Annotated in this window: 13 protein-coding genes; 11 read left to right on the top strand and 2 right to left on the bottom strand. The window is 41.8% G+C overall.

Annotated features, from left to right (window positions below; translation table 11 throughout):
- The first annotated feature begins 121 nt into the window (after nt 1-121).
- The 8 genes from FTT78_RS06950 to FTT78_RS06915 all read left to right on the top strand — a co-directional run bounded on the left by FTT78_RS06950 (nt 122) and on the right by FTT78_RS06915 (nt 8,830).
- Nucleotides 122-1,840, top strand: a complete 1,719-nt coding sequence (locus FTT78_RS06950; RefSeq protein WP_180043991.1) for a neutral/alkaline non-lysosomal ceramidase N-terminal domain-containing protein — start codon at nt 122-124, stop codon at nt 1,838-1,840.
- 191 nt (nt 1,841-2,031) lie between these two features.
- A complete protein-coding gene (locus FTT78_RS06945) occupies nt 2,032-3,315 on the top strand; it encodes a D-arabinono-1,4-lactone oxidase (protein WP_167846245.1) in 1,284 nt (427 codons plus the stop codon).
- A gap of 58 nt (nt 3,316-3,373) precedes the next feature.
- Nucleotides 3,374-4,543 carry an alanine racemase gene (locus tag FTT78_RS06940; RefSeq protein ID WP_178318757.1) on the top strand — a complete coding sequence of 390 codons (1,170 nt, stop codon included), beginning with the start codon at nt 3,374-3,376 and terminating at the stop codon, nt 4,541-4,543.
- A gap of 188 nt (nt 4,544-4,731) precedes the next feature.
- Nucleotides 4,732-6,654 carry a threonine--tRNA ligase gene (gene thrS, locus FTT78_RS06935; RefSeq protein WP_004975142.1) on the top strand — a complete coding sequence of 641 codons (1,923 nt, stop codon included), beginning with the start codon at nt 4,732-4,734 and terminating at the stop codon, nt 6,652-6,654.
- Nucleotides 6,655-6,659: 5 nt separating this feature from the next.
- Complete coding sequence (gene infC / locus FTT78_RS06930; protein WP_081402479.1) at nt 6,660-7,208, top strand: translation initiation factor IF-3; 549 nt, start codon at nt 6,660-6,662, stop codon at nt 7,206-7,208.
- 211 nt (nt 7,209-7,419) lie between these two features.
- Nucleotides 7,420-8,037 (top strand): glutathione S-transferase N-terminal domain-containing protein, encoded by a 618-nt coding sequence (locus FTT78_RS06925; RefSeq protein WP_180043975.1) that lies wholly within the window; start codon nt 7,420-7,422, stop codon nt 8,035-8,037.
- Nucleotides 8,038-8,109: 72 nt separating this feature from the next.
- A complete protein-coding gene (locus tag FTT78_RS06920; protein WP_180043977.1) occupies nt 8,110-8,394 on the top strand; it encodes a hypothetical protein in 285 nt (94 codons plus the stop codon).
- 7 nt (nt 8,395-8,401) lie between these two features.
- Nucleotides 8,402-8,830, top strand: a complete 429-nt coding sequence (locus FTT78_RS06915) for a YqaA family protein (protein ID WP_004975149.1) — start codon at nt 8,402-8,404, stop codon at nt 8,828-8,830.
- 28 nt (nt 8,831-8,858) lie between these two features.
- On the opposite strand, the gene FTT78_RS06910 is transcribed toward FTT78_RS06915, so the two are convergent.
- Nucleotides 8,859-9,617, bottom strand: a complete 759-nt coding sequence (locus FTT78_RS06910; protein ID WP_026438356.1) for an energy transducer TonB — start codon at nt 9,615-9,617, stop codon at nt 8,859-8,861.
- A 340-nt stretch (nt 9,618-9,957) separates the two neighbouring features.
- Between FTT78_RS06910 and rpmI the strand changes: the two genes are divergently transcribed.
- Together rpmI and rplT are read left to right on the top strand one after the other, a co-directional pair.
- Nucleotides 9,958-10,152 carry a 50S ribosomal protein L35 gene (gene rpmI, locus FTT78_RS06905; protein WP_004975152.1) on the top strand — a complete coding sequence of 65 codons (195 nt, stop codon included), beginning with the start codon at nt 9,958-9,960 and terminating at the stop codon, nt 10,150-10,152.
- An 11-nt stretch (nt 10,153-10,163) separates the two neighbouring features.
- Nucleotides 10,164-10,523, top strand: coding sequence for a 50S ribosomal protein L20 (rplT, locus tag FTT78_RS06900; protein WP_004975153.1), 360 nt, complete (start codon nt 10,164-10,166; stop codon nt 10,521-10,523).
- 292 nt (nt 10,524-10,815) lie between these two features.
- On the opposite strand, the gene FTT78_RS06895 is transcribed toward rplT, so the two are convergent.
- A complete protein-coding gene (locus FTT78_RS06895; RefSeq protein ID WP_167846241.1) occupies nt 10,816-11,844 on the bottom strand; it encodes a hypothetical protein in 1,029 nt (342 codons plus the stop codon).
- Nucleotides 11,845-12,003: 159 nt separating this feature from the next.
- Here FTT78_RS06895 and pheS point away from each other — a divergent pair, with 159 nt between their 5' ends.
- Nucleotides 12,004-12,984 (top strand): phenylalanine--tRNA ligase subunit alpha, encoded by a 981-nt coding sequence (gene pheS / locus FTT78_RS06890; RefSeq protein ID WP_180043980.1) that lies wholly within the window; start codon nt 12,004-12,006, stop codon nt 12,982-12,984.
- Nucleotides 12,985-13,000: the final 16 nt, after the last annotated feature.

Below are 13,000 nucleotides of genomic sequence, written 5' to 3'. Positions count from 1 at the left end.
AAGTCCGATTATCCCCCCATGCCATTGTCGCTTTGACCCTTATTTGCCGTGATGCAATTTTGTTTAATGGCGTTGATCAGCGTCATGACTGATTGTATAGATGAAAAGGAATACGATTGCAATGTATTTGGTGGGTTGGGATAAACAGGAAATTCATATTCAGCCAAAAGGGCTTGCCATGTTTGGTTATGGCAACTGGAAACATCGTGCCTATGAACAACGAACAGCTTTATTTGCCCGCAGTATTTGTATTCGAACCTTAGACAATGACTTATTAATTTTTTGCTGTCTGGATATGGGGTGTGTGACCTATGCCATGCGTCATTTAGCGATACAGCGTTTACAGCGTAAACTGGGGGAGCGTTTTCAGCCGCAGCGTTTGGTATTGATGGCAACGCATACTCATTCTGCACCTGGCGGCTGCGGCTATGAAGCCCTCTATAATATGCCAACTCCAGGCTTTGTACCCGAACATTTAAATGCAGTAGTCGATGCAATTGTTAGTAGTGTAATTAAAGCCTTAGCCACACAGAAAAAAACCGATATTTACATGAGTAAAGGCTGCTTTGATGAAGACACTCCAGTGGCATGGAATCGTGCTTTGGACTCTTACAACCGTAACCCTGATATCAGCCGAAAAAATCCTGAGCAATGTCATTTGGCGGTTGATCGTGACATGCAATTGCTTGGTTTTTATAGAGAGGGTGCGTTACAGGCTGTCTTATCTTTATTTGGCGTGCATGCGACTTGTTTAAGCAGTCGTTTGAGTGCGCATGATGGTGACAATAAAGGCTATGCTGCAACTTGCACAGAACGGGTATTACAGCAGCGTGGAGTGAAAAATCCTGTCGCTATTTTTGCGCAGGCTGCTGCTGGTGATGTTTCACCGCATTATCATGGGCCTGAACAGTCACAGATACGCGCTGCAATCTGTGGTGAAAAAGAATACGAATATGCGCAGCAAAATGGCCGCTATCAAAGTGAATTGGCACTGAAAGCTTTGGCACATAGAGGTACGCCGTTAATGGGAGCTTTAGATGCTGTGTGCCATTATGTCGATTTAAGCAATATTGAAATTCCAGTTGAATTTGCGATGGGGCAAACAGATGCAAAAACCAGTGCAGCCTGTCATGGTGCAGCATTTTTTGCAGGAACACCTGTAGATGGTGCAGGTGTGGCACAACCGATTTTTAAAGGTATGCAATGGTTAGCGCAGCGAGTGAAAAAGAAAAAGTTGAGTAATCCTCAAGCCGCAGATTATACCTATTATCAACAGCTATATGCCTCACAAGGCCCCAAAGATATTGTGCTGGAATGTGGTTCTAAAACCATTTTTGGCAAGCCACTGAATCATTATCCTAAATTTTTAGACAAACTGATTGCAGAAATGAACAAGCAGGCCAGTGTAGGCGCAATTGATCATAGCTTGTTGGTACCGAATGTAGTGCCATTACAATTAATTAAAATTGGCGACTTAACCTTGCTGTGCTGTCCTGGGGAAATTACTACTGTTGCAGCTAAGCGGCTCAAAGTAACCGTACAACAAGAATTGGAATCGACTCAAAAAGTATGGTTGGCTTCATATTGCAATGATTATATGGGCTATGTGACCACCTTCGAGGAATATCAACAACAAGCCTATGAAGGTGGTCACACTTTATATGGACAGTGGACTTTGGCAGCGTTGCAAACTAAATTTCAATATTTCGCAGAGCAATTGAATTTGCCTATTCCACAACGCGATACAGCATCGTTATTACCGCCCGCTGTACCTTTGGATGAATTAGAAAGAAGAACATATCGTGACAGTTTGAAAGCTAATGCGCTAAATGAATTGTAGTTTTTTTATACATTGTTCCATGTGAAACATATTCTAAATCATGTACTAGTCAGGAGGTTAATCTAAATCAATATGGATAGAGAGGTCATTTATCTCATCCATGTGTCTCTATTTTTTTAATGCGGTACTTTAAAAAGTAACGCAAAACAAACTGCAATAAAAATAAATGCCACGCAGAAAAAGGAAGGATTATGAAACAGCGTTGGAGTAACTGGTCTGGAAAGCAAACAGCCTATCCAGACTTTTTACAGCCGAAAAATGTAGATGAACTGAAAAAAATTGTGCGAAAGCACGACAAAATTAGAATGGTCGGAGCAGGGCATTCCTTTAGCCCCTTAGCCACAACCGATGATGTGATGGTGAATTTAGATCATATTCAGGGGGTGCATCAATTTAATGCACAAAAGCAGCAATGCACCTTACATGCAGGGACTCGGCTGTACAAACTGGGTGAATGTCTAGCTCCGATTCATCAGGCGCTGCAAAATCAGGGCGATATTGATCATCAGAGTTTGGCAGGTGTGGTTGCAACAGGAACACATGGCACAGGTGTGGATTTACCTTGTCTATCGGCTTTGGTGACTGATTTTGAACTGCTCACAGCAGAGGGTGAGGTGTTGCAATGTTCACCTGAACACAATGCTGAAATTTTTCAGGCAGGTCGGGTCGCGCTGGGCAGTTTTGGGGTGATGACCAAAATCACTTTACAAAACCGTTCGCGCTATAAACTCAAAGAGCAGCTACGTTTATGTGCCTTGAGTGATATTTATCAATATATAGACCGTTGGAAGCATCAACATCGCCATATTGAGTTTTGGGCATTTTTACACAGTGATCAGGTGATTTTAAAAACCTTAGATGAGAGCCGAGGATTGACGGATCCTCGTCCGCAATATTGGTTATCAGAAGACCGTTTATTAAATTTTTGTTCGGAAATAACCCGTGTTTTTCCACAGTTAAATCCGTATTTACAATCTTTGTTGGGCGTGTTTATCAAACCGAGTACTCATGTCGATTGGTCGAGTCAAATTTTCCCAACGCCACGCAATACCAAATTTAACGAAATGGAATACCAATTGCCTGCCGAGCAAGGTTTGGCGTGTTTAGAAGAATTATTGGCGGTTTTGAAACAACAGCGTGTCGCCATGTTTTTCCCAATCGAGTTTCGCTATGTCAAAGGCGATGATATTTGGCTGAGTCCTTTTTATGGACGGGATTCGGTGTCTATTTCAATCCACCAATTTTATAAACAAGATTGCCAACATATTTTTAAATGGGTCGAACCGATTTTACAAAAATATCAGGGACGTCCACATTGGGGCAAATTGCACAGTATGCAAGCGGATCAATTACGTGAGTTATATCCAAAATGGGATGATTTTATGCAACTTCGTGAGCAGCTTGATCCACAGCAAAAATGGATTAATCCATATTTAAGACAAATTTTCACGATTCCAAGTTTGAGTGCAGCGTGATGTTCAATAAACAACTCAAGCAATCGCAAAATAAGAGCATTCAATTAGGGAGCGTGACATGCAAAGTGATTATTTTCAGCAACTCACCCACAGTTTGCAGCAACAGGGTACAGGAACACCGCAACTGATTGTGGATATGGCACGTTTTCAGCATAACTTGGATTATGTTGCAGCCCATTTGCCTGCACGGTTGCAACCACGACTGGTGGTGAAATCGCTAGCGTGTTTGGAGATATTGCAACACGCAAGCCAAAGTCTGAATACGCAGCGTTTTATGTTGTTTCATCTGCCACATTTGTATGAAGTGATGCAGCACTTTCCACAAGCAGATGTACTGTTTGGCAAGCCAATGCCAATACGTGCGGTAGATGCTTTTTATCAGCAGGTGATGGCGTCTGCTGAGAATATCCAATTGCATTTACAATGGTTGGTTGATCAACCTGCACGTTTACAACAGTATTTACATTTGGCACAACAACGCCAGCTTTGTTTGAATATTAATCTTGAAATTGATATCGGTTTGCATCGTGGTGGGGCGCAAGATCATGCTGGATTTATGCAAATGCTGGAATTGATTCAGCAGCATCCACAACATTTAAAACTGTCAGGTTTGATGGGGTACGATGCGCATGTGGTGAAATTACCAAATGTATTTCATGCACAAGCCAAAGCCTATCAACACTCACAGCAGCAATATAGAAATTATAAACAACTGATTCAGCATCATTTTCCAAAGTTGTGGCAGGATGACTTGTGTTTTAACGGTGGTGGTAGCCTGACATTTATGCAGCATTGTCAGCACAGTGAATGTAATGATCTGGCTTTTGGTTCGATGTTGCTTAAACCCAGTGATTTTGATTTAAAAATCTTGTCAGATTTGCAATCGGCTTTGTGGATTGCAACACCTGTTTTAAAGGTATTGGCTGCGGTACAAGTGCCAGGCTTAGATCGTTTGCAGTCCTATTTGCCACAATCCAATCAAGCCGTTTTTGTTTATGGTGGCTATTGGATGGCAGATTATGTTTATCCTGAGAGCAGTCATCCACATGCTTTATACGGACGCAGTAGCAATCAAGAGTTGATTCAAGTACCCAAACAGCATCGCATCCAAATAGATGATTATGTATTTTTACGCCCGCAACAGAGTGAGGCGGTGTTGCCACAGTTTGAAGCGGTGTATGCCTATCAACATGGACAATTCACGCCGTGGGCAACCTTTAGGGAATAAAAACAGCTGAAATGCCGATTCTTTGGCTTTTTTAGTACACAAAGGTTTAAACCTGTACGCAAGCCGTGTAAAATTTAAGGCGCTTTTTATTTATACACCGTTTTTATCTTTTGAGGGTCTCCCTTAATCATAATCTCGCGGTGATATGCTCCATGGTACGGGGCATCACTCCTTAAGGATTTTTATCTATGCCTATTATCACTTTGCCAAATGGCGATCAAAAACAGTTTGATCAAGCCGTATCTGTGATGGAAGTTGCTCAAAGCATCGGTCCGGGTCTTGCCAAAAATACAGTTGCTGGACGTGTGAATGATCGTTTGGTCGATGCCTGCGATTTAATTACCGAAGACGCAACCCTACAAATTATTACGCCTAAAGATGAAGAAGGCGTAGAGATTATCCGTCACTCATGTGCGCACTTGGTGGGGCATGCGGTAAAACAGCTTTTTCCTGAAGCGAAAATGGTGATTGGCCCTGTCATTGAAGAAGGTTTCTACTATGACATCTGGATGCCTCGTCCATTTACGTTAGATGATTTGGCAGCAATCGAAGAGCGTATGAAAAAGCTCATCGACCAAGATTATGATGTTGTGAAAAAAATGACCCCGCGTGATGAAGTAATTGCAGAATTCACAGCGCGTGGCGAAGAATATAAATTACGTTTGATTGCAGACATGCCAAACGAAACCCAAATGGGCTTGTACTATCATCAAGACTATTTGGATATGTGTCGTGGTCCACACGTTCCAAACACTAAATTCTTAAAGTCGTTCAAACTCACCAAAATTTCAGGCGCTTATTGGCGCGGTGATGCGAAAAACGAACAGTTACAACGTATTTATGGTACGGCTTGGGCGGACAAAAAACAGCTCGCAGCGTATATCAAACGTATTGAAGAAGCAGAAAAGCGTGACCACCGTAAAATTGGTAAAGCTTTGGACTTGTTCCATATGCAAGAAGAAGCACCAGGCATGGTGTTCTGGCATCCAAATGGCTGGACGATTTACCAAGTACTTGAGCAGTACATGCGTAAAGTACAACAAGACAACGGTTACCTAGAAATTCGTACCCCGCAAGTGGTCGATTTCACGCTATGGGAAAAATCAGGACATGCTGCCAACTACGCAGACAATATGTTCACTACCCATTCTGAAAACCGTAACTATGCAGTAAAACCAATGAACTGCCCATGTCACGTACAAGTCTTTAACCAAGGGTTAAAGTCATATCGTGATTTGCCAATTCGTCTGGCAGAATTTGGTTCATGTCACCGTAACGAGCCATCAGGTTCACTGCACGGCATTATGCGCGTACGTGGCTTTACTCAAGACGATGCCCACATTTTCTGTACCAAAGAACAAATTGGGCCAGAAGTTGCAGACTTCATCAAACTGACTTTAGATGTTTATAAAGATTTCGGTTTTGAAGAGGTGCAAATGAAACTGTCTACACGTCCTGAAAAACGTGTGGGAGATGATGCACTTTGGGATATGGCAGAAAAATCTTTGGCTGATGCCTTGGATGCTGCAGGTCTGGAATGGGAGTTACAACCGGGTGAAGGTGCGTTCTACGGCCCGAAAATTGAATTCTCACTGAAAGACTGCTTAGGTCGTGTGTGGCAATGTGGTACAATTCAGTGTGACTTTAACTTGCCTGAGCGTTTAGAGGCATCTTATGTCACTGAAGACAATGATCGTGATCAGCCTGTAATGTTGCACCGCGCAATTCTTGGCAGCTTTGAACGATTTATTGGTATACTTATTGAGCACTATGCAGGCTTTATGCCACCATGGTTAGCGCCAGTGCAAGCTTGTGTCATGAATATTACCGATTCACAAGCTGCTGCAAGTGAACAGGTCGTCGCAAAACTTAAAGAAAACGGTATTCGTGCTATTTCTGACTTGAGAAATGAGAAAATCGGCTTTAAGATTCGTGAGCGTACATTAGAGCGTATTCCATACTTACTGGTACTTGGGGACCGTGAAGTGGAAGAGGGTACTGTAAACGTGCGTACTCGCTCAGGAACAAATTTGGGTACTATGTCAATTGATGCTTTCATTGACCTAGTGAAAACAGCCGTCGCAGAACGCGGCCGGTATATTGTGGAGTAACAGCGATTAAACAGCCTGACCGTAATCAACAGGGCGGAAAATCTAACCGTCCTGCTTTGAATGATGAAATTCGTGCAAAAGAAGTCCGTCTTGTAGACGAAAATGGTGAGCAAAAAGGTATTGTAAGCTTGGCTGATGCATTACGCGCAGCAGAAAGCGTTGACCTTGACTTGGTGGAAATTGTGGCAAATGCCGAACCACCGGTGTGCAAAATCATGGACTTTAACAAGCATTTGTTTGATCTAAAGCAAAAGCAGAAAGAAGCGAAGAAAAAACAACATCAAGTACAGGTGAAAGAAATCAAGCTCCGCCCTGCGACTGATGTTGGTGATTACAACGTAAAATTACGTGCAATTATCAAATTCCTTGAAGAAGGGAACAAGGTAAAAATCACTTTACGCTTCCGTGGTCGTGAAATGGCTCACCAACAGTTAGGTTTGGCTCAATTGAAAAAAGTTGAAGCAGATGTAATTGAATATGGTGTAGTTGAACAAGCACCAAAAATGGAAGGTCGTCAAATGGGTATGTTGCTTGGTCCTAAAAAGAAAAAGTAATCCCATCCTGAACAAAAGAAGCACTGCACCTTGGCGGTGCTTTTTTTTGCGTGATGAAAGTGAGCATCTATGTTTCATGTTTATGAGATATGCCATTCGATAAAAAAACTCTACGCAGCGACACGCAACAAACGCTTAAAAACATGCTATAACTAAAACCGCAGTAGAAGAATGCTGGTCAAAAAGCAAAAAAAGTAATGAAGGATAAAACATGATTGATCTTTATTATTGGGGCACCCCCAACGGTCATAAAATTAGTATTGCACTTGAAGAAATGGGTTTGGAATATCAAATTTTCCCCATCAATATTTCAGAAGATGATCAATTTCAGCCAGATTTTTTAAAAATTTCGCCCAATAATAAAATTCCTGCAATTGTCGATCAGAACGGTCCGCGTGGTGAGCCAATCTCTGTGTTTGAGTCGGGTGCAATTTTGCAATATCTAGGGCGCAAAACTGGCATGTTTTATTCTACCGATGAACAGGAGCGTGTTGAAGTAGAGCAGTGGCTCATGTGGCAAATGGGTGGTTTTGGTCCAATGTTAGGACAGAATCATCATTTTAGCCGTTATGCACCAGAGAAAATTCCTTATGCGATTGAACGCTATATCAATGAATCCAAGCGTTTGTATGGCGTGTTAAATAAGCAGTTGATGGGGCAAAAGTACGTGGCGGGCGAATATTCAATTGCTGATATGGCTATTTTGCCGTGGGCGTTACGTCATGACTGGCAAAATATTTCGCTGGAAGATTATCCGTATGTACAAGACTATATTACACGGCTGACTGCGCGCCCTGCAGTGCAGAAAGCACTCGCGATTCAAGTTTAAATCTACTTTTATGCTAAGATGCCAGCCACCTGATACCTCACTTTTTCAGGTGGCTTTTTTATTGGATGAGCTATGCAAGAATTTTTTTTAAACTTTACCAAGATTGTTGAGCAAAATGCCAAAGTGTATTGGAGCATTATTTTGGGCATTGTGTCTTGCTTGATCTTATTTGTGATCGAAGCATTTCATGTGCAGAATATGATTGTGGCTTTAAATAGCACAGATCAACAGGTTTTACGTGCTGCGATTGAGCCTGTTACTCAGCGTTATGCATGGGCACGTGCGGCACTTATTTTGCTTAGTATTTTTTGGGCGAGCTGGGAATATCGTAAAACCAAGCAGGCTTTAGGGCTTTAAATCGTCTATGCTTTGGACGCTGTTTGGTTTATTTTTATCTGCATTTGGTGCGGCAACTTTATTGCCTTTACAGTCCGAAGCTGTGTTGTTGGGGCTGTTATATGAAGGCAGCTATGCACCCATTTGGCTGATTAGCATTGCCAGTCTAGGCAATATTTTAGGTTCTTGTGTGAACTGGTATTTGGGACTCAAGATCGAACATTATAAAGATAAAAAGTGGTTTCCTGTTTCGGCTACACAATTAGAAAAAGCACAGCACACCTACGCCAAATATGGGTTTTGGTCTTTACTGCTCAGTTGGGTGCCGATTATTGGTGATCCAATTACGCTGATTGCAGGTTTAATGAAAGAACATTTTGCCCGTTTTGTGTTGATGGTGAGTCTAGCCAAAATCGGGCGTTATCTGTTTATTTATTTTGTTTATACATGGGTTTAAGCAAGCAACCCCTATTATTTATAGACACTTATGACTGTTCTTGAGCATCACACGTGTTTAAATCAAAATAAATTTCATCTTTTAATTTTGACTTTTTATACAGCCAAAATTGACGCGGTACATCTACTTGAGCAGCTTTCACTGCAGCTAAAACTTGTTGATCAAGTGCGTATTGTCCCGAACCTTGTGTCAATTTCACACGTTTCACTTCGCCATGCTTATTTACTTTGAATTGAAACTTTAACTTACGTGAGTGATTTTTTAAATCTTCCGCACTTAAGTTTAATTGTGGTTGACTACGATACTTAAATTGAACTTTTTGCTGTTGTTGCTGTGCTAACCATTGTTTAGATTGAAAATCAAACTGGCAATCTTCGTGCTGGTTATCCTGAAATCTTAAATTAAAGCTTTGAAAACCAATGGTCGGTACGGCAGTATCTTCTACATAGGTCGGTTGAATTTCAGCAGTGCGAACCGCTTGTAATAAGGCATCATCTAATTTTTTCAGCCCTGTACTTTCTTGAATAGTGGCTTGACTGATTTTGCCGGTTTCATCTGCATAAATACGCACAATTGCAGCTCGGTTTTGTTGATTTAAATCTTCATTTTTATATTTGGGTTGTGGAAACTTGCGCCATGCTAAGCGTGTGGTGAGATGAGCAGGCAAGGCAGCACTTTTTTGTACTTCGAGTGTGGCTTTTGGTGTCGATTTCTGCTGCGGTGGTTTTGCAAAAAGATGCGTCGCACTGAGTCCAAGCAATAGAGTTATATATAAAGATGTTTTCATCATATTACGGTCTTTTTTATCTCACACAAGACGAGGCGAAGTATTGATGGAATTGTGGATAATCGCAAGGGTAATCCGCAACTTATTGCAAGTTTTTAGGGTGTTGATCTGCACAATTTTTGACAGAGCTTTAGCTTTATTTTGAATTGTAGTGGGTGTTCACAATTCCAGTATTTTTTCCTGAGTTGAATTACGGCAAATGAGTGAGGTAATGATCATTTTTTATTTAGCCAATATGCTTTTGTTTTAAGCAAAGATGCTTTAGAATACTCGCTCCCTTACCTGCAGGTCGTTTTTGCAATGGTGCAGACGTGCCGAACAGGTGTTTAAAGAGGTTGTTATGGCTAAGTTAAAAACTCGCCGTGGTGCAGCTAAACGTTTCAAAGCGACTGCTAACGGTTTCAAGCGTAAACAAGCGTTCAAACGCCACATTTTGACCAAAAAATCTGCTAAACGTATCCGTCAATTGCGCGGCTGTGTAATGGTTCACGTGAGTGACGTTGCTGCTGTTCGTGCTATGTGCCCATACATCTAAGGAGATTATAAATGGCTCGTGTAAAACGTGGTGTACAGGCTCATCGCCGTCATAAAAAAATTCTTGCTCGTGCTAAAGGTTACTATGGTGCTCGTTCACGCGTATATCGCGTAGCGTTCCAAGCGGTAATCAAAGCAGGTCAATACGCTTACCGTGACCGTCGTCAAAAGAAACGTCAATTCCGTGCTTTATGGATTGCGCGTATCAATGCGGGCGCTCGTCAAAATGGTTTATCGTACAGCCGTATGATCGCTGGCTTGAAAAAAGCACAAGTGATTATCGACCGTCGCGTACTTGCTGACATCGCTATGCATGACGCAGTTGCATTTGCTGCTTTAGCTACAAAAGCTAAAGATGCATTAGCTGCATAAGTCTTTATGACTTAAAAGAAAGACCGCATTTGCGGTCTTTTTTTATGCCTGAAATTTAGGGTCTCTGCCAAGTTTCATAACTCAATCTGAGAAATTTTTAGCCACAGCCTGAGCAAAAACAAGCACTGCTTTGTTTGCAGCGGAAGGCGCAGCGAAGGACAAGCATATTTTTTGCTGCTATTGCGTTATGTGCCGGTCATTTAGAATGACTAAATTTCCTGTCCCATGCCTTATATCAGCTAAAAAATATGCGTTGTCGCAAACATAGACGAATTGTCAACAGCCCCTAAGCTTATAAACCAAAATAATAGGCAGCTGCACAAATAACCACAGTCATTAAAATCAGTTTAATCACGGCAGATGTACCCACTTTATGCGTAGCTGCAGGTGTTGGTATTTGTGGTGAAGCGATGTTTTGTACTTGGCTAGGCGTTGATTCAAAAGGATCAGGTGTTTGCACTGGCGTGAGCTGTGCGGTCTGATAATGGTTCGCAACCTTGGTGATAAATTTGGCGTGTAAATCTTCAAGTTTCTGAGAAAAATGACGTAAATTGAGTTGTTCGCTTGGTTCAAGTTCTGTGCCATCGGCATGATAAGGATGCTGGATTTTATTCTGAATGTGTTGATCCAGTGCATCTAAACGATACAGCATCTGATGTGCATAGGCAGCAGGGTAGTCTGCGGGAATTAACGCCAAAGTTGGGTACATGCTTTCAGTTGCGTTTTGAGTAAGATCTACACCGAAATAAGGTTTAGCGCTTTGCTCTGGTTCAACAAACTCTGTAGCACAAGGATTTAAAAATAATTCGGAGCGAATAAAGCGATCAATTTCATCCCAGTTTGGAGAGGCAAAATCTGCATCGAGCTGTTTGGCGAGTTTGTGATTTAATTGATAGCGCCACATGACTTCCTGACGTAGCTCGCTCTGTTGGGAAACAGGCGCCATATAATCTTGTTCTGCGGTATACCATTCTGCAAGCTCTTTTCCGAAAATCCAAGCAGATTTGTGCTGTGCCTCGTGACTCACAATAAAGTGTGCAAAAGGCAATAACTCTACATTTGGATTGGGGTTTTTTTCATCATTTAAAATACTTGCCTGATGTAGGCTTAAACGTCGCACACCTTGTTGTTTAAGATGCTCTAACCAGATTTGAAAGTGTTGTGCCAGTAAATGTTGTGACAATAAATCACGAAACTGAATTTGATGCTGGTTAAACACTTGATGCTTGAGCCAATGATTAAAACTTAAATCTTGAGCCAAATATTCATTGCCATAAGTCACAAGGGCAAGTTGCTGTTTCCAAATCTGATCGAGCGCCATAATGTTGAGATCTCGTGGTGATTGGCTTTATCTTATACTTTTTGTATTTCAAGATGCTAATCTAATTTTCATTACATCGAAGCTTCATCAAAGCGACTAAAAACTGTTAGAATACGGGGTTTTTAAATTATTTCTAAATTGTTGCTTTTGAGAGTTACTATGTCACTGGAAGCCCTGACCAATGAAGCGCTCGCTGCAATTGCAGCAGCAGAGGACCTTGCTACACTCGACCAGGTGCGAGTGCAATTTACGGGGAAAAAAAGCCAGCTTGCGGAACAATCCAAAGCACTAGGTAAAATGGACCCTGAACAGCGTAAAGAATTTGGTGCACAAATTCATGCTGTGCGTGAAGCAATCAATGCGGCATTAACTGCGCGTCAAACTGAATTACAACAAGCGGCTTTGGCACAAAAACTGGCGAATGAAACCGTTGATATTACTTTGCTAGGTCGTGGTCAAAGCATCGGCAGTATTCACCCAGTTACGCAGGTACAGGAACGTATTTGCCAATTCTTTACCAAAGCAGGTTTTACCGTGGCAACGGGCCCAGAAGTTGAAGATGACTATCACAACTTTGAAGCGTTGAATATTCCAGGACATCACCCTGCGCGTGCCATGCACGATACTTTCTATTTTGATGTGAATCATTTATTGCGTACCCACACGTCGGGCGTACAAATTCGCACCATGGAAAATCAACAGCCGCCTATTCGTATTGTTTGTCCAGGTCGTGTGTATCGCTGCGACTCAGACCAAACACACTCACCAATGTTCCATCAAATTGAAGGCTTATACGTCGCAGAAAATACCAGTTTTGCAGAACTCAAAGGTTTGTTAATTAACCTGTTAAACGAATTCTTTGAAAAAGACTTAAAAGTACGTTTCCGTCCATCTTATTTCCCATTCACAGAGCCAAGTGCCGAAGTGGATATTATGGATGAACGTGGTCGCTGGTTGGAAGTTTTGGGCTGCGGTATGGTGCATCCAAATGTGTTACGCGCTTCAGGCATTGATCCAGAAAAATATAAAGGTTTTGCCTTCGGTTTAGGGGTAGAGCGTTTTGCGATGTTGCGTTATGGCATCAATGACTTGCGTATGTTCTACCAAAATGATGTGCGTTTCTTGCGCCAGTTTGCTTAAAACTTTTTAAACAACC

The sequence above is a fragment of the Acinetobacter sp. YH01011 genome (genome assembly GCF_013420785.1).
Lineage (GTDB): Bacteria > Pseudomonadota > Gammaproteobacteria > Pseudomonadales > Moraxellaceae > Acinetobacter > Acinetobacter towneri.
The sequence above is the reverse complement of the archived record's forward strand: the minus strand, read 5'-3'. Positions and strand labels throughout refer to the sequence as shown.

Excerpts from the sequence above, each read along its gene's own strand:
- FTT78_RS06950 (WP_180043991.1), top strand. The coding sequence starts at position 122 with ATGTATTTGGTGGGTTGGGATAAACAGGAAATTCATATTCAGCCAAAA.
- FTT78_RS06945 (WP_167846245.1), top strand. The coding sequence starts at position 2,032 with ATGAAACAGCGTTGGAGTAACTGGTCTGGAAAGCAAACAGCCTATCCA.
- FTT78_RS06940 (WP_178318757.1), top strand. The coding sequence starts at position 3,374 with ATGCAAAGTGATTATTTTCAGCAACTCACCCACAGTTTGCAGCAACAG.
- thrS (WP_004975142.1), top strand. The coding sequence starts at position 4,732 with ATGCCTATTATCACTTTGCCAAATGGCGATCAAAAACAGTTTGATCAA.
- FTT78_RS06925 (WP_180043975.1), top strand. The coding sequence starts at position 7,420 with ATGATTGATCTTTATTATTGGGGCACCCCCAACGGTCATAAAATTAGT.
- FTT78_RS06920 (WP_180043977.1), top strand. The coding sequence starts at position 8,110 with ATGCAAGAATTTTTTTTAAACTTTACCAAGATTGTTGAGCAAAATGCC.
- FTT78_RS06915 (WP_004975149.1), top strand. The coding sequence starts at position 8,402 with ATGCTTTGGACGCTGTTTGGTTTATTTTTATCTGCATTTGGTGCGGCA.
- FTT78_RS06910 (WP_026438356.1), bottom strand. The coding sequence starts at position 9,617 with ATGAAAACATCTTTATATATAACTCTATTGCTTGGACTCAGTGCGACG.
- rpmI (WP_004975152.1), top strand. The coding sequence starts at position 9,958 with ATGGCTAAGTTAAAAACTCGCCGTGGTGCAGCTAAACGTTTCAAAGCG.
- rplT (WP_004975153.1), top strand. The coding sequence starts at position 10,164 with ATGGCTCGTGTAAAACGTGGTGTACAGGCTCATCGCCGTCATAAAAAA.
- FTT78_RS06895 (WP_167846241.1), bottom strand. The coding sequence starts at position 11,844 with ATGGCGCTCGATCAGATTTGGAAACAGCAACTTGCCCTTGTGACTTAT.
- pheS (WP_180043980.1), top strand. The coding sequence starts at position 12,004 with ATGTCACTGGAAGCCCTGACCAATGAAGCGCTCGCTGCAATTGCAGCA.